This is a genomic window from Stenotrophomonas sp. MYb238 (assembly GCF_009496535.1).
Taxonomy (GTDB): Bacteria; Pseudomonadota; Gammaproteobacteria; order Xanthomonadales; family Xanthomonadaceae; genus Stenotrophomonas.
Window position 1 is genome coordinate 165,090 of the sequence record NZ_WIDL01000003.1, and the last position, 14,465, is coordinate 179,554.

The 14,465-nt window shown below is 67.3% G+C and carries 16 protein-coding genes; 10 read left to right on the forward strand and 6 right to left on the reverse strand.

Going from position 1 to position 14,465, the window contains the following annotated elements; genetic code table 11:
- Positions 1–16: 16 nt before the first annotated feature.
- Entirely contained in the window at positions 17–730 is a 714-nt protein-coding gene (locus CQ393_RS03400) for a DUF4386 domain-containing protein (RefSeq protein WP_153190217.1), read from the forward strand.
- Positions 731–740: 10 nt separating this feature from the next.
- On the forward strand, positions 741–1,157 hold the full coding sequence (locus CQ393_RS03405; protein WP_153190218.1) for a DUF6326 family protein: 417 nt from the start codon (positions 741–743) through the stop codon (positions 1,155–1,157).
- A gap of 28 nt (positions 1,158–1,185) precedes the next feature.
- Here the strand turns inward: CQ393_RS03405 and CQ393_RS03410 are convergent, their stop codons facing one another.
- The 6 genes from CQ393_RS03410 to ykgO all read right to left on the reverse strand — a co-directional run bounded on the left by CQ393_RS03410 (position 1,186) and on the right by ykgO (position 5,818).
- Positions 1,186–2,403 carry a TraB/GumN family protein gene (locus CQ393_RS03410; protein ID WP_153190219.1) on the reverse strand — a complete coding sequence of 406 codons (1,218 nt, stop codon included), beginning with the start codon at positions 2,401–2,403 and terminating at the stop codon, positions 1,186–1,188.
- A gap of 4 nt (positions 2,404–2,407) precedes the next feature.
- Complete coding sequence (locus CQ393_RS03415) at positions 2,408–2,938, reverse strand: GNAT family N-acetyltransferase (protein WP_153190220.1); 531 nt, start codon at positions 2,936–2,938, stop codon at positions 2,408–2,410.
- Positions 2,939–2,952: 14 nt separating this feature from the next.
- Complete coding sequence (locus CQ393_RS03420; protein WP_153190221.1) at positions 2,953–3,837, reverse strand: carbon-nitrogen hydrolase; 885 nt, start codon at positions 3,835–3,837, stop codon at positions 2,953–2,955.
- Positions 3,838–3,969: 132 nt separating this feature from the next.
- Positions 3,970–5,004 carry an agmatine deiminase family protein gene (locus tag CQ393_RS03425; RefSeq protein WP_153190222.1) on the reverse strand — a complete coding sequence of 345 codons (1,035 nt, stop codon included), beginning with the start codon at positions 5,002–5,004 and terminating at the stop codon, positions 3,970–3,972.
- 124 nt (positions 5,005–5,128) lie between these two features.
- Positions 5,129–5,461, reverse strand: a complete 333-nt coding sequence (locus tag CQ393_RS03430) for a hypothetical protein (RefSeq protein WP_153190223.1) — start codon at positions 5,459–5,461, stop codon at positions 5,129–5,131.
- Positions 5,462–5,692: 231 nt separating this feature from the next.
- Entirely contained in the window at positions 5,693–5,818 is a 126-nt protein-coding gene (gene ykgO / locus CQ393_RS03435; protein WP_005409283.1) for a type B 50S ribosomal protein L36, read from the reverse strand.
- Positions 5,819–6,008: 190 nt separating this feature from the next.
- Between ykgO and cmk the strand changes: the two genes are divergently transcribed.
- From cmk to galU, 8 genes are all read left to right on the forward strand, one after another.
- Positions 6,009–6,686 (forward strand): (d)CMP kinase, encoded by a 678-nt coding sequence (gene cmk / locus CQ393_RS03440; protein WP_153190224.1) that lies wholly within the window; start codon positions 6,009–6,011, stop codon positions 6,684–6,686.
- 193 nt (positions 6,687–6,879) lie between these two features.
- On the forward strand, positions 6,880–8,571 hold the full coding sequence (gene rpsA, locus CQ393_RS03445) for a 30S ribosomal protein S1 (RefSeq protein ID WP_153190225.1): 1,692 nt from the start codon (positions 6,880–6,882) through the stop codon (positions 8,569–8,571).
- A 91-nt stretch (positions 8,572–8,662) separates the two neighbouring features.
- On the forward strand, positions 8,663–8,968 hold the full coding sequence (locus tag CQ393_RS03450) for an integration host factor subunit beta (protein WP_153190226.1): 306 nt from the start codon (positions 8,663–8,665) through the stop codon (positions 8,966–8,968).
- Between the two features lie 79 nt (positions 8,969–9,047).
- A complete protein-coding gene (locus tag CQ393_RS03455) occupies positions 9,048–9,335 on the forward strand; it encodes a lipopolysaccharide assembly protein LapA domain-containing protein (protein ID WP_153190227.1) in 288 nt (95 codons plus the stop codon).
- A 6-nt stretch (positions 9,336–9,341) separates the two neighbouring features.
- Positions 9,342–10,520, forward strand: a complete 1,179-nt coding sequence (lapB, locus tag CQ393_RS03460; protein WP_153190228.1) for a lipopolysaccharide assembly protein LapB — start codon at positions 9,342–9,344, stop codon at positions 10,518–10,520.
- A gap of 3 nt (positions 10,521–10,523) precedes the next feature.
- Positions 10,524–11,513, forward strand: coding sequence for a glycosyltransferase family 4 protein (locus CQ393_RS03465; protein ID WP_153190229.1), 990 nt, complete (start codon positions 10,524–10,526; stop codon positions 11,511–11,513).
- Positions 11,513–13,423 carry a nucleoside-diphosphate sugar epimerase/dehydratase gene (locus tag CQ393_RS03470; RefSeq protein WP_153190230.1) on the forward strand — a complete coding sequence of 637 codons (1,911 nt, stop codon included), beginning with the start codon at positions 11,513–11,515 and terminating at the stop codon, positions 13,421–13,423. The genes CQ393_RS03465 and CQ393_RS03470 overlap by 1 nt, the downstream gene beginning before the upstream one ends.
- Positions 13,423–14,301 carry a UTP--glucose-1-phosphate uridylyltransferase GalU gene (gene galU / locus CQ393_RS03475; protein WP_153190231.1) on the forward strand — a complete coding sequence of 293 codons (879 nt, stop codon included), beginning with the start codon at positions 13,423–13,425 and terminating at the stop codon, positions 14,299–14,301. Before CQ393_RS03470 ends, galU begins: the two co-directional genes overlap by 1 nt.
- Positions 14,302–14,465 lie beyond the last annotated feature (164 nt).

The window sequence follows — 14,465 nt, forward strand, 5'->3', positions numbered from 1 at the left end:
CCAGGAGAGAGCGTCGATGCCACATGCACGTTTGCCGAACGGCCGGCTTGCCGGCGTGCTGTACCTGATCGTCGTCGTCACCGGCCTGTTCTGCCTGGCCTATGTGCCGGGCCAGCTCGCCGGCCCCGACGCGCAGGCGGTGCTGGACAACATCGTCGCGCGGCAGGCGCTGTTCCGGCAGGGCGCGGCGGCTTTCCTCGTTGAACAGGTCGCCTTCCTGCTGCTGGCCCTGGCGTTGTACCGCGGCTTCCATGACGTGAACCGTGCGGCCGCGACGCTGATGGTGGCGTTCGTGGCGATGGGCGTGCCGCTGGCCCTGGCGGCGCTGTCGCATCGCCTGCAGGCCCTGTCCCTGCTGACCGACGCCGACAGCGCGCAGATGCTGTCGCTTGAACAGCGCCGGCAGTTGGCGCATGCGGCGCTAAAGGCCTACCGCGACGGCATGCAGCTGGTGCGTGTGTTCTGGGGGTTGTGGCTGCTGCCGCTGGGCTGGCTGGCACTGCGCTCGCGCCGCCTGCCGCGCCTGCTGGGAGTGCTGCTGGTGCTCGGCGGGCTGGGCTATGGGCTGGATGTGCTCGCGGAACTGTTGCTGCCAGGCTACGCGGCCTGGTGGATTTCCGGCCACATGACGCTGCCGGCCGCGCTGGGCGAGATCGGCACCTGCCTGTGGCTGCTGTTGTTCGGACTGCGCGCCGGCCATGCGCGCGCGGCGTCTCCCCTGGTTCCCTGAGGCCATCGCCATGCAGAGCAATTCCCGCCGCGCCTTGTCCGATCCGCCGCTCCCGCTGCGGCTGAAGCTGTCCGCCCTGTGGGCCAGCCTCACCTTCTGCTACCTCTACGGCGACTACTTCGGCCTCTACCGGCCCGGCAAGCTGCAGCACATGCTCGACGGCGCCGGCCCGATGGGGCCGAGCAGCCAGGGCTCGCTGCTGTTCGTCGCCCTGCTGCTGGCGGTGCCGGGGCTGATGGTGTTCCTCTCGCTGGCATTGCCGGTGCGCCTGGTGCGCTGGCTCGGCATCGGCCTGGCGCTGTTCTACGCGACCTTCGTCGCGCTCACGATGCCCGGCGCATGGTGGTTCTACCTGGCCTACAGCGGCATCGAGATCGTGTTGTGCCTGCTGATCGTGGTCCTGGCCTGGCGCTGGCCGCGGGCCTGACGGCCGCGGCCACGCGCATGCCTGTGGGCTATACCAGCTTGCCGTAGACGGTGAAGCCGGTCAGCCACAGGCCGAGCATGCTGCCGATGTTGGTCAGCATGAAGGTCAGCACGACGCGGGTGACGCGGTTGCGGTACCAGCCCTTGAGCGTCTGCGCGTCGTCGCGCAGCTGCAGGAAGTCGCGGTAGGCCGGGCGGCGCAGGCGCGTTTCCACCAGCGCGGCGAAGGCGCCGGTGGGAATGCTCAGGCGGAACGGCTTGAACGGCGCCACCACGATCGCGGTCAGGATGCTCAACGGATGGCTGCCGGCCAGCAGCGCGCCCAGCCCCGCCAGTCCGCCGGTGTACAGCGCCCAGGTCGCCAGCATGTGCGCGCCCATGTCCATGCCGCCCTTCCAGAAGCCGACGCCGATGCCGGCCAGCACCACGGCCAGGATGGTCAGGGTGACCCACGGGACGTTGCGCTTCTTCGGCACCGCTTCCAGTGCCTGGCGCAGCGGTCCGGGGGCCTCGGTGTCGGTTTCCAGGTAACGCGCCAGGCCGGCGAGATGGCCGGCGCCGACCACCGCCAGTACGTTGCGCTGGGTATCGGTGCGTTCCTCGCGCAGGCGCGTGGCCATGTAGCGGTCGCGCTCGCCGATGATGCTCTCGTACAGCGCCGGGCTCTCGCTGGCGAATTCGCCGAAGCTGGACTCGAGCATGTCGCCCTGCTTGAGCTTCTCGATCTCGTCCTCGCCCACGTCCTCGGAGGAGAACAGGCCGGCGCCGAGGCCGGCGACCAGTTTCAGCTTGCCGATGAAGCCCAGCCGCTGCGAGGCGCGGCGGAAGGTCAGGCCGACGTCGCGGTCGATCAGGTGCACCGGCAGGCCGTGCTCCTGCGCCAGCACCACCGCGCGCTTGAGTTCGGCGCCCGGCTCGATGCCCAGTTGCTCGGCCAGCCGGCGCTGGTAGGCGGCCAGGGCCAGGTTGGCGGCGAACAGGGCGATCCGGTTCTTGCGGATCACCTCGATCAGGTCCAGCTGCGCCAGCGCGTCCGGGTTGGTCAGGGCCTGCAGGCGCTGCGGATCGAGTTCGACCGCGACGGCGTCGTACCGGCCGCTGCCGATGGCCTGTTCCACCGCCTGTACGCTGGCGGCCGAGACGTGGGCGGTGCCCAGCAGGGTGTAGCGCACGCCATCGCGCTCGACGATGCGCAGCGGCTGGCCGGCGAGCAGGTCGCCGCCGGTTTCGTTGAGGGTGTCGGTCATTGCTTCATTCATTGGAAGGGGCAGGGCCGGCGCCATCGCCGAGCGCGCGCTGCATGAACACCGTGTCCAGCCAGCGCCCGTGTTTCCACGCGATGCCGGGGAGGGTGCCGATGTGGTGGAAGCCGAAGCGCTCGTGCAACCTGATCGAAGCGGTATTGGTCGGCTCGCCGATCACCGCGACCATCTGCCGGAAGCCGCGCGCAACGCAGGCGTCGATGAGCGCCTGCATCAGCGCCGCGCCAACGCCGCGTCCCTGCGCGGAGGCGGCGACATAGACCGAATTCTCCACCACCCAGTGGTAGGCGGCGCGGGAGCGGAAGCTGTTGGCGTAGGCATAGCCGGCCACCTGCCCATCGACCTCGGCGACGAGGTAGGGGAAGCCGCGCCCGGTGATGTCCTGCATCCGTCGCAGCATTTCCGCCTCGTCCGGCACCTCGTATTCGTAGGTGTTGACGAAATCGGTCACCTCCACCGCGTAGATCGCGGCGATGGCGGCGATGTCGGCCGCGCCGGCATCACGGATGTGCACGGCCATGCGCAGGTTCCCGGTCAGTCGATGTAGCGCTTGAGCAGGTCGCCATAGGCGTCGATGCGGCGGTCGCGCAGGAACGGCCAGATGCGGCGCACGTGTTCGCTGCGCTGCAGGTCCACCTCGCAGACCAGCACGGTCGGCTCGCCGCCGGCTTCGGCCACGAACTCGCCCTGCGGGCCGAGCACATGGCTGTTGCCCCAGAACTGGATGCCCGACGCACCCAGCGGCGAAGGCTCGTGGCCGACGCGGTTGCACGACAGCACCGGCAGGCCGTTGGCCACGGCATGGCCACGATGGCTCAGCACCCAGGCGTCGCGCTGGCGGTTCTTCTCGTCCTGCGCGTCTTCCGGATCCCAGCCGATGGCGGTGGGGTAGAGCAGCAGTTCGGCGCCGGCCAGAGCCATCAGGCGCGCGGCTTCCGGATACCACTGGTCCCAGCACACCAGCACGCCGAGGCGGCCCACCGAGGTGTCGATCGGCTTGAAGCCGATGTCGCCCGGGGTGAAGTAGAACTTCTCGTAGAAGCCCGGATCGTCCGGGATGTGCATCTTGCGGTACTTGCCGAGCAGGGTGCCGTCCTTCTCGAACACCACCGCGGTGTTGTGGTACAGGCCGGCGGCGCGGCGCTCGAACAGCGAACCGACGATCACCACGCCATGGCGCCTGGCCAGCGCGCCCAGGCGCTCGGTGCTCGGACCCGGGATCGCCTCGGCCAGGTCGAATTCGTCCACCGATTCGTGCTGGCAGAAGTACGGGCCGTTGTGCAGTTCCTGCAGCAGCACCAGCCTGGCGCCCTGCGCGGCGGCTTCGGCGACGCGGGCCTCGATGGCGGCCAGGTTGGCGGCGGCATCGCCGTGGTTGCGCTCCTGGATCAGGGCGACGGTCAGGGAATGGGTTTTCATGCGGGCATTGTAAACAGGATGGGACAACAGCCCCTTAGCAGGGGGCGATCCGCGCCGGAGGTGCGGATGGGGAATGACGGCGGGAAGCCAGGGCCAAGAGTCCGCGAAGTGAACTCCGGCCGCTTGCCGGCATCAGCCGAGAAGCCCGCCGGGCAACTGCATGGTGATGCAGTGCAGGCTGCCGTTCTGCCAGATCAGCGGGCGGCACGGCACCTGCACGATCTCGCGGTCCGGGAAGGCCTGCGCCAGCACGTCGCGCGCGGCATCGTCGGCCGGGTCGCCATAGGCCGGCATCAGCACCGCGCCGTTGACGATCAGGAAGTTGGCGTAGGACGCGGCCAGGCGGCGGCCCTGGTCGATCACCGGTTGCGCCCACGGCAGCGGGAACAGGCGGTACGGCCGGCCGTCGCGCGTGCGCAGCGCGGCCAGTTCGGCGCCCATCGCCCGCAGTTCGGCGTAGTGCGAATCCTGCGGATCGTCGCAGTCCTGGTAGACGATGCTGTCGGCCGAGGCGAAGCGGGCGAGGGTATCGACGTGCGCATCGGTGTCGTCGCCTTCCAGGTAGCCGTGGTCCAGCCACAGCACGCGCTCCTGGTGCATCCACTGCGCCATGTCGGCGCCGAGCGATGCACGGTCGCGCTCGGGATGGCGCTCGTGCAGGCATTGCCAGGTGGTCAGCAGGGTGCCTTCGCCGTCGGTGTCGATGGCGCCGCCTTCCAGCGCGAACGGGATGCTGCGCACCTGCGCGTCGTTGAACGCGCCGGCTTCATGCAGCACGCCGACCAGCTGGTCGTCCAGGCTCGCCTCGAACTTGCCGCCCCAGCCGGTGAAGCGGAAGTCCAGCAGCTGGAAGCCGCCGTCGGCGCGCCGCAGGGTGATCGGGCCGGAGTCGCGCAGCCAGGTGTCGTCGTACGGCGCGGTGATGAAACGCACCCGGTCCATGTCGATGCGGTTGGAGCGCAGGCGCATTTCCGCATAGGTCTCGATGTCGTCGTCGGCCACGCAGATCAGCACCGGCTGGAAGCGGGTGATGGCGGCGACCAGGGCGATATAGGTCTCCTCGACCTCGGCCAGACGCTCGGCCCAGTCGGTGTCGGCATGCGGCCAGGCGATCAGGACGCCGGACTGGGGTTCCCATTCGGCGGGAAAACGAAGTGCATCGGTCATTGCGCAGGAATACTCAAGTAGTGTGCCGGAGCGGATCCGGGGCGTTCGTCCGCCTCCCGGTGCAGGGAGGCGCGGGGTTCGGATGTCTGCCATCGCGGGTGCCCGGGCAACCGCGACGGGTGGATCAGCGGATCGGCGGTTTCGGCCCGATCTCGTCGGCGCCGGCCTGGTTGGCGACCACGTCGATCACGCGCTGCCTTTCGAAGTAGACGGTGAAGGCCGGGTAGACCCAGCGGTTGATCGTCGGCCACTGGCGTTTCTGCCCGCCGCGCGGCTCCAGCCGTTCCTGCGGGGCGCCGAAGCGCGCCTGCACCTGCTCCATCGATTCGCCGCGCGCCGGCAGGGCGGCGGCCGGCTTTTCCTGCACCCGCTCGATCAGCAGGGTGTCGGCCATTGCCGTAGCGGGTGCCGCGACGATCGCGGCGGCAAGGGCCAGGGCCCGGATGGTGTGCTTCATGGTCGCTTCTCCCCGGAGGACAGGCTGCGATTACAGCAGAAACACGGCGCCGATACCGCGGCAGGCAGCTCTTTTCCGTGCGGCCGGCGGGTGTGCGTGCAGGGTAATCCCTGGCGGGTGGAAGATGGATGCACGGCGCCGGAGGGCAGGGATGCAAAAAGCCGCCCGGAGGCGGCTTTCTGCGAAGGCTGGAATCCTTGCGGATTCCGCTGGCGGCTTGCGCCGGCCGGCTCAGCGCTGGCGAGCCTTGAAGCGCGGGTTCGACTTGCAGATCACGAAGATCTTGCCGCGACGGCGAACGACCTTGCAGTCACGGTGACGGGCCTTCGCCGACTTCAGGGAGGACAGGACTTTCATGGCATACCTCGGCGGATACGTTGGAGTTCTACAGGGAGCGTAGCCGCGGATATGCAGGTTGACGCTCGTTCAAGCCCGCCATTCTACCGGGTAATTCCACGTGGGTTCAAGTGGTTGCGTCCGATGGGCGGCGGGCCGGGTGGGCGGGGCGCTAGAATGGCCGGATTCTTGATCCCGCAGCAGGCCCCAGATGAGCCAACTTCCGCCCGTCCTCACCATCGACGGCCCGTCCGGGGCCGGCAAGGGTACCGTCAGCCGCATCGTCGCGCACCGGCTGGGCTGGCACTACCTGGATTCGGGGGCGCTGTACCGGGCGGTGGGCGTGGCCGCCAGTTGGGCGGATATCGATACCTCCGACGCTTCGGCGCTAGTGCGCTGCACCTTCGATACCCGCATCCGCTTCGTCGAGCGCGGCGAGAGCCTGCGGGTGCTGGTCAACGATACCGACGCCACCGACGAGCTGCGCCTGGAGACCACCGGGGCGCTGGCGTCGGCCATCGCGGCCATCCCCGAGGTGCGGGCGGCGCTGAAGGAGCGCCAGCGCGCATTCAGGCTTGCGCCGGGGCTGGTGGCCGACGGCCGCGACATGGGCACGGTGATCTTCCCGGACGCTCCGTTCAAGGTATTCCTGACCGCCAGCGCCGAGGAACGCGCGCAGCGGCGGCATAAACAGTTGAAAGAAAAAGGGGTTTCGGTTAACTTTGGCGACCTCCTGCGCGAGATCATGGCCCGCGACGCCCGTGATGCACAGCGCGCAGTGGCGCCCCTGAGGCCGGCCGATGACGCCGTCCTCATCGACACCAGCGGTATCGGCATCGACGAGGTCGTTGCCAAGGTGCTGGGCCTGCTTCCCTCGCCGGAAGCGTGACCTGGCGGTTCCGCGAGAGCGGCCGGCGACGGCCGCAGTCGCACAATCCAGGCAGTACAAGGCTCCGTCGTGCAGGGTGCACGGCGGTTTTTCCACTCCACACACGGCTGCCGGCACGGGGTCGACCAACAGGCGGGCGGTACGCATTCCCCGAAGGGAACGACCTGCCCATGTGTTCAACTGAGTAAATCCAATGACCGAATCATTTGCAGAACTGTTTGAAGCCAGCCAGGCCAATCTGGCCAAGCTGAAGCCGGGCGCCATCGTCGTCGGCACCGTCGTCGACGTCCGCGGCGACGTGGTGGTGATCAACGCCGGCCTGAAGTCCGAAGGCATCGTGCCGATCGAACAGTTCCGTAACGACGCTGGCGAAATCGACGTGGGCGTGGGCGACCAGGTGAAGGTTGCCCTCGACTCGATCGAGAACGGCTTCGGCGAAACCGTCCTGTCGCGCGAGAAGGCCAAGCGCGCGATGGTGTGGGACGAGCTGGAAGAAGCGTTGGAAAAGAACGAAACCATCACCGGCCGCATCAGCGGCAAGGTCAAGGGTGGTTTCACCGTCGACATCAAGGATGTCCGCGCCTTCCTGCCGGGTTCGCTGGTCGATGTGCGCCCGGTGCGCGATCCGGCCTACCTGGAAGGCAAGGAACTCGAGTTCAAGCTCATCAAGCTGGACCGCAAGCGCAACAACGTCGTGGTTTCGCGCCGCGCTGTCGTCGAAAGCGAGCACTCGGAAGAGCGCGAGCAGCTGATGGACAAGCTGCAGGAAGGCGCGATCCTGAAGGGTGTCGTCAAGAACCTGACCGACTACGGCGCGTTCGTGGACCTGGGCGGCATCGACGGCCTGCTGCACATCACCGACATGGCATGGAAGCGCGTGCGCCATCCGTCCGAAGTCGTGAACGTCGGCGACGAGCTGGACGTGCGCGTGCTGAAGTTCGACCGCGAGCGCAACCGCGTTTCGCTGGGCCTGAAGCAGCTGGGCGAGGATCCGTGGGACAACATCGCCCGCCGTTACCCGGCCAACAGCCGCGTGTTCGGCAAGGTCTCCAACGTCACCGATTACGGCGCGTTCGTCGAGATCGAGCCGGGCGTGGAAGGCCTGGTGCACGTGTCCGAGATGGACTGGACCAACAAGAACGTCAACCCGTCCAAGGTCGTGCAGGTCGGTGACGAAGTCGAAGTGATGGTGCTGGACGTCGACGAAGAGCGTCGCCGCATCTCGCTGGGCATGAAGCAGGTTGCCGCCAATCCGTGGGAAACCTTCGCCGCCACCCACAAGAAGGGCGACAAGGTGTCCGGCCAGATCAAGTCGATCACCGACTTCGGCATCTTCATCGGCCTGGACGGCGGCATCGACGGCCTGGTCCACCTGTCCGACATCAGCTGGAACACCACCGGCGAAGACGTCGTTCGCAACTTCAAGAAGGGCGACACCCTGGACGCCGTCGTCCTGGCCGTCGATCCGGAGCGCGAGCGCATCTCCCTGGGCGTGAAGCAACTGGAGCAGGATCCGTTCGGCCAGTACATGGCCGCCAATCCGAAGGGCTCCAAGGTCGAAGGCGTGGTGAAGGAAGTCGACGCCAAGGGCGCCGTGATCGAACTGGCCGACGGCATCGAAGGCTACGTTTCGGCCCGCGACATCAGCCACGACCGCGTGGACGATGCCTCGCAGCACCTGAAGGTGGGCGACAAGGTCGAAGCCAAGTTCGTGGGCATGGACCGCAAGGGCCGTACCATGCAGCTGTCGATCAAGGCCAAGGACGAAGCCGAAACCGCCGAAGCGCTGGCCGAGTACAACAAGTCCTCGACCGAAGCCGCTGCCGGCACCACCAGCCTGGGCGCGCTGCTGCGCGCGCAGCTGGGCGGCAACAAGTCCGAGTAATCGGCCTTCGCGCTTGTCGTAGATGCAACCTGGGCGGCCCGGACGCAAGTCCGGGCCGCTTCGGGGGTTTTACCTTCGTGACGAGTCCGCAATGACCAAATCCGAGCTGATCGAAATCCTTGCGCGCCACCAGGCGCACTTGAAGGCCGATGATGTCGATCTGGCCGTGAAGTCGTTGCTGGAGATGATGGGCGGCGCGCTGGCTTCCGGCGACCGCATCGAGATCCGTGGCTTCGGCAGCTTCTCGCTGCATTACCGGCCGCCGCGCATGGGACGCAACCCGAAGACCGGCGAATCGGTCGCCCTTCCGGGTAAGCACGTCCCCCATTTCAAGCCGGGCAAGGAACTGCGCGAGCGCGTGAGCGGCGTCGTGCCGCTGGAAAGTGACCCGGCCTGAGTTTCTGCAATCGGGCTGCTGCGGATCGGCGCCCCGGCCGTTAAGCTAGTGACTCTATGGACATGGAGCAGGCTGCCGCATGAAGGCTGTCCGTCTGTTGATTCTGCTGGCCGTGCTGGTCGGCGGCCTGGTGATAGGTTCGCTCAACTCGCAACCTGTCGATGTCAGCCTGGCGTTCTGGGCGCTGAAGACCACCTCGGGCATCGCGATCATCGTTTCGCTGCTGCTGGGTGCGCTGGTCGGCGGTGGCCTCGTCGTGGCGGGCATGGTCGTTCCCCTGTATGCGAAGCTGCGGCGCGCCAACAAGGCGGCCGTTCCCGGCGCCGTGCCCGCACCGCAGACGCCTTCCCCTTTCGATGGACGCTGATCGAAGATGGCCTTTATCAGTGAATGGTTCTGGTTCTTCCTGTTCCTGCCGATCGCCGCGCTGTGCGGCTGGATCGTCGGCCGGCGCGGCGGGCAGCGCCACAGCGAAAACCAGGTCAGCCGCCTGTCGAGCACCTATTTCCGCGGCCTGAACTACCTGCTCAACGAGCAGCCGGACAAGGCCATCGAGCTGTTCCTGCACATCGCCGAGCTGGACAAGGAAACCTTCGAGACGCAGCTCGCGCTCGGGCACCTGTTCCGGCGCCGGGGTGAGGTGGACCGCGCCATCCGCCTGCACCAGGGGCTGGCCAACCGCCATGACCTGTCCGACCCGCAGCGCGTGCAGGCGTTGCTCGCCCTGGGCGAGGACTACATGAAATCCGGCCTGCTGGACCGCGCCGAGACCGTGTTCACCGACCTGGCGCGCCTGGACCAGCGCGCGCCGCAGGCGCTCAAGCACCTGATCGGCATCTACCAGGCCGAGCGCGACTGGGAAAAGGCGATCGAGAACGCCACCCGCTACGAGCAGGTGACCGACGAACCTATGGGCAAGCTGATCGGCCAGTTCGAGTGCGAACTGGCCGAGCGCTACCGCGCCGCCGGGCGCCTGGACGATGCGCGTGCGGCCATCGGCCGCGCCAACGCGGCCGATGCGATGAGCGTGCGCGCCGGCATCATCGAAGGGCGCCTGGAAAGCGACTTCGGCAACGACGAGGCCGCGGTGCGCGCGTTCGAGCGGGCGGCGCGCAACGATCCGGACTACCTGCCCGAGATCCTGCCGCAGTTGCTCAAGAACTACCGCAACGTGGGCGACCTGGCGGGCGCGCGCGCGTTCCTGGCGGAGATGACCGAGCACTACCGCGGCATCGCGCCGGTGCTGGCCCTGTCGCGCCTGATGGAAGAGCAGGAGGGGGCGGGACCCGCGCGCGCCTATCTGGGACGCCAGCTGAAGGACCGTCCTTCGGTGCGCGGCGAATCGGCGCTGATCGACCTGACCCTGGCCGAAGGCGCCGATCCGGTGGCGACGCTGCAGGATCTCAAGCACATCACCGACCAGCTGCTGGTGCGCAACCCGGCCTACCGCTGCACCCGCTGCGGCTTCGGTGCGCGCACCCACCATTGGCAGTGTCCGAGTTGCAAGGAGTGGGGGACGGTCAAGCCCCTGCTGAACTACGCGGTGCTCTGATCCATGCAGCCGGCAGAAAGGGCTGTCTGGCTGCTGGCGGTCGCGCTCGTCGCGGCGGCGTTGACGGCTGCCGCACGGTCCTACGCGCTGCGCCGGCAACTGCTGGACCAGCCGGGCGAGCGCAGGAGCCATGCGATCGCCACGCCGCGCGGCGGCGGCATCGCGATCGTCGCGTCCCAGTTGCTGGCGTACATGGGCGTGGGTGTTTTTTTTCCGGCGATCGCCGGCACCTTGGCCGTTTTTTCCGCAGGCTTGGCGATGGTCGCGGGAATCGGCTGGTGGGACGACCATCGTCCCCTGCCGGCGCTTCCACGGCTGGGGGTGCATGTCGTGGCCGGCGTGCTGCTCGGCGCGCTCGTCTGGCACTGGACGGGCGATGCGTTCCGGACCGGTTTCAGCGTCGTGCTGGCCGTCTCGTTGATCAACATCTGGAATTTCATGGACGGCATCGACGGCCTGGCGGCGACGCAGGCGCTGCTGGCTTCGGTCGCCTACGCCTTGCTGCTGCCCGCGCCTGTCGCCGGACTGGCGCTCATCCTGGCCGCGGGCGTGCTGGGATTCCTGCCTTTCAATTTCCCCCGGGCCCGGATCTTCATGGGCGACGTCGGCAGCGGCGCCCTCGGCTATCTGCTGGCTGGGCTGGTGGCGCTGGGGGCAGGGACCGGAAGCGCGCCGTGGAGCGTGCTGCTGATACCGCTGGCCGCTTTCCTCGTCGATGCGGGCCTCACCCTGGCAGGGCGGGTGCTCAGGGGGGAGCGCTGGATGGAAGCCCATACCCAGCACCTGTACCAGCGCTGGGTGAAGTCCGGCCGCAGTCACGCCATGGTCACGTCCTGCTACGCATTGTTCAGCGTTGCCGGGATCATGCTGATGCTTGTTTCCTCCCGGCTTCCGGTGCCCTGGGGCCACGTGGCGGCCGTGGCCTGGGCGGTGTGCGCGATGTGTCTGTGGTGGGTTCTGCGGAACAAGGTCTTCGATAAGGAAAATGCCTGATGGCGGTGTGGCGGCAACAGTTGGCTGGAAATTTCCCGCGTATCGCGGTGATGCTGCACGACTTGTTCATGGTCTGGGCATGCTGGCAACTGCTGCACGTGGCCCGCTATGCGATGCTGGACACCGCGCCCACTCTCCCGCTGCTGGGCTTCGACGTAGCCGTGGTGATGCTCCTGCAGGCGCTGGCGTTCCGCTACGTGGGCCTGTACCGCGGGCTCTGGCGCTTTGCCAGCGTCACCGACCTGGTCAATATCTTCAAGGCCAGTTTCATCGGCCTGGGCGCGATCGTCCTGGTGCTCAGTTACAAGCGCCTGGACGGCATTCCCATGTCCGTGCTCGCGATCTACCCGTTCGCGCTGGCGGCATTGCTCGGCGGGCCCCGGCTGCTGTACCGCGCATGGAAGGACTACCAGTCCATCCATTCGGACGCGCGCGCGCGCCGGGTGCTGGTGCTGGGCGCGGGGCATGCGGCCGAAGCGCTGGTCAAGGACCTGCGCCGTTCGGGCGACTACGAGCCTGTAGGGCTGCTCGACGATTCCCCGCACCTGAAAGGCGCGAAACTGCAGGGCATCCCGATCCTGGGGAACATCGCGGATGTGGCGTCCGTCGCCCGGGAAACGGCGGCGAAACTGCTGGTGATCGCCATCCCCACGCTGGATGCGGCCGGCATGCAGCGCATCGTCGCGCTCTGCGAGAGCACCGGCCTGCCGTTCAGGACGGTGCCCCGGTTGAGCGACGTCCTGGAGGGCAATACGCTCCCGGGCCAGTTGAAGGAAGTGGCCATCGAGGACCTGCTCGGGCGCAAGCCGATACAGCCGGACTGGGAACTGATCCGCGGCTGGCTGCGTGGGCGCACGGTCATGGTGACCGGCGCAGGCGGCTCCATCGGCTCCGAACTCTGCCGCCAGTGCGCGCGCCACGGCGTGAGCCGGATCGTGCTGCTGGAAATCAGCGAGATCCTCATGCTGAACATCCAGAGCGAACTGTGCCGCAACTTCCCGCACCTGGAGATCGAGTGCGTCCTGGGCGACTGTGGCGATGCAGCGGTCGCGCGCCGCGCGCTCACCCTGTACCGCCCGGATACCGTTTTTCACGCCGCCGCCTACAAGCAGGTGCCGTTGCTGGAAGGGCAGATGCGCGAGGCCATCCGCAACAACACGCTGGCGACCGAGTGCGTGGCGCGGGCCTGCCAGGAACACGGCGTGGACAACTTCGTGTTCATCTCCACCGACAAGGCGGTCGACCCGGCCAATGCCCTGGGCGCCACCAAGCGCTATGCGGAGATGATCTGCCAGAGCCTGAACCAGAAGAAGGGCGGGACACGCTACGTCACCGTCCGTTTCGGCAACGTGCTGGGTTCGGTGGGCAGCGTCGTTCCCCTGTTCCGCGAGCAGATACGCAAGGGCGGACCGGTGACGGTGACCGATCCGGAGGTAAGCCGGTACTTCATGACGATTCCGGAGGCCTGCCTGCTCATCCTGCAGGCGGCAGCCTCTTCCTCGCGCGGCGCGATCTACATGCTGGACATGGGCGAGCCAGTGCTGATCCGGGTGCTGGCCGAGCAGATGATCCGCCTTGCCGGCAAGCAGCCGGGCGCCGACATCGCCATCGTCTATACCGGGCTGCGCTCGGGCGAAAAACTGCACGAACGGCTCTTCTACGCCGACGAGAACAGCAAGCCCACCGCCCACCCCAAGGTGCTGGAGGCCGGGGTGCGCGAGTTCTCCACCGAGCGCGTGCTCGGCAGCCTGCCGCGGCTGCGCGAAGCGGTGGCCAACTACGATGCCGATACCATGCAGGCGATCCTTTCGACGGTCATCCCCGAGTACTCGCCGGTCCAGGAAACGGCGGAGTCGCGTGCGAAGACCAATATTGTCCCGTTTCCCTCCAAAGAGGCTGGTAGGAACTGATGTCCCAACGCATTCGCAAGGCGGTTTTTCCTGTCGCAGGTCTTGGTACCCGCTTCCTGCCAGCTACCAAGACCGTGCCCAAGGAGATGCTGCCGATCATCGACCGGCCGTTGATCCAGTACGCCGTCGATGAGGCCATCGAGGCCGGCTGCGATACCCTGGTGTTCATCACCAACCGCTACAAGCACGCGGTGGCCGATTATTTCGACAAGGCCTACGAACTGGAGCAGAAGCTCGAGCGCGCCGGCAAGCAGGAACAGCTGGAGCTGATCCGCCACGTGCTGCCCAATGGCGTGCGCGCGATCTTCGTGACCCAGGCCGAGGCGCTGGGCCTGGGCCATGCAGTGCTGTGTGCCAAGGCCGTGATCGGTGAAGAGCCGTTCGCGGTGCTGCTGCCCGACGACCTGATCTGGAACCGCGGTGCCGGTGCGCTGAAGCAGATGGCCGACCTCAACGAGGCCAGCGGCGCCAGCGTGATCGCGGTCGAAGACGTGCCGCATGACAAGACCGCCAGCTACGGCATCGTCGCCACCGACGCGTTCGACGGTCGCAAGGGCCGTATTTCGCAGATCGTGGAAAAGCCGAAGCCGGAGGACGCACCGAGCGATCTGGCGGTGGTCGGCCGTTACGTGCTGAGCCCCAAGATCTTCAAATTGCTGGAGCAGACCGGCAGCGGTGCCGGTGGCGAAATCCAGCTGACCGATGCGATCGCGCAGCTGCTGAAGACCGAAGAAGTGGATGCCTATCGTTTCGAGGGCACCCGGTTCGACTGCGGTACGCACCTGGGGCTGGTGGAAGCGACGATCCGGTTTGCGCTGGATAATCCGAAGCTGGCGGGTCCGGCGCGGGAGAAGCTGGCAGCGATGCTGGCGGAATAACGGGTTTTCAAGCGTTCCGTTTGCGGCGTCTTGATTGATACGTGGTGGGCGAGACGGGTAGGCCTTTGCAGGACACGCCGTAAACCCCTCCATGGGGGCTCGTTCGCCGCATCCATGCGGCGAACGGTCCTGCAAAGGCCCACCCGTCCCGCCTGTCAGGTTTC

What these genes read in the sequence shown, in the direction of transcription:
- CQ393_RS03470 (WP_153190230.1), top strand. Translation starts at nt 11,513, where the DNA reads ATGGCGGTGTGGCGGCAACAGTTGGCTGGAAATTTCCCGCGTATCGCG.
- CQ393_RS03425 (WP_153190222.1), bottom strand. Translation starts at nt 5,004, where the DNA reads ATGACCGATGCACTTCGTTTTCCCGCCGAATGGGAACCCCAGTCCGGC.
- CQ393_RS03400 (WP_153190217.1), top strand. Translation starts at nt 17, where the DNA reads ATGCCACATGCACGTTTGCCGAACGGCCGGCTTGCCGGCGTGCTGTAC.
- CQ393_RS03410 (WP_153190219.1), bottom strand. Translation starts at nt 2,403, where the DNA reads ATGACCGACACCCTCAACGAAACCGGCGGCGACCTGCTCGCCGGCCAG.
- galU (WP_153190231.1), top strand. Translation starts at nt 13,423, where the DNA reads ATGTCCCAACGCATTCGCAAGGCGGTTTTTCCTGTCGCAGGTCTTGGT.
- cmk (WP_153190224.1), top strand. Translation starts at nt 6,009, where the DNA reads ATGAGCCAACTTCCGCCCGTCCTCACCATCGACGGCCCGTCCGGGGCC.
- CQ393_RS03465 (WP_153190229.1), top strand. Translation starts at nt 10,524, where the DNA reads ATGCAGCCGGCAGAAAGGGCTGTCTGGCTGCTGGCGGTCGCGCTCGTC.
- CQ393_RS03430 (WP_153190223.1), bottom strand. Translation starts at nt 5,461, where the DNA reads ATGAAGCACACCATCCGGGCCCTGGCCCTTGCCGCCGCGATCGTCGCG.
- CQ393_RS03405 (WP_153190218.1), top strand. Translation starts at nt 741, where the DNA reads ATGCAGAGCAATTCCCGCCGCGCCTTGTCCGATCCGCCGCTCCCGCTG.
- CQ393_RS03455 (WP_153190227.1), top strand. Translation starts at nt 9,048, where the DNA reads ATGAAGGCTGTCCGTCTGTTGATTCTGCTGGCCGTGCTGGTCGGCGGC.
- CQ393_RS03450 (WP_153190226.1), top strand. Translation starts at nt 8,663, where the DNA reads ATGACCAAATCCGAGCTGATCGAAATCCTTGCGCGCCACCAGGCGCAC.
- CQ393_RS03415 (WP_153190220.1), bottom strand. Translation starts at nt 2,938, where the DNA reads ATGGCCGTGCACATCCGTGATGCCGGCGCGGCCGACATCGCCGCCATC.
- ykgO (WP_005409283.1), bottom strand. Translation starts at nt 5,818, where the DNA reads ATGAAAGTCCTGTCCTCCCTGAAGTCGGCGAAGGCCCGTCACCGTGAC.
- rpsA (WP_153190225.1), top strand. Translation starts at nt 6,880, where the DNA reads ATGACCGAATCATTTGCAGAACTGTTTGAAGCCAGCCAGGCCAATCTG.
- lapB (WP_153190228.1), top strand. Translation starts at nt 9,342, where the DNA reads ATGGCCTTTATCAGTGAATGGTTCTGGTTCTTCCTGTTCCTGCCGATC.
- CQ393_RS03420 (WP_153190221.1), bottom strand. Translation starts at nt 3,837, where the DNA reads ATGAAAACCCATTCCCTGACCGTCGCCCTGATCCAGGAGCGCAACCAC.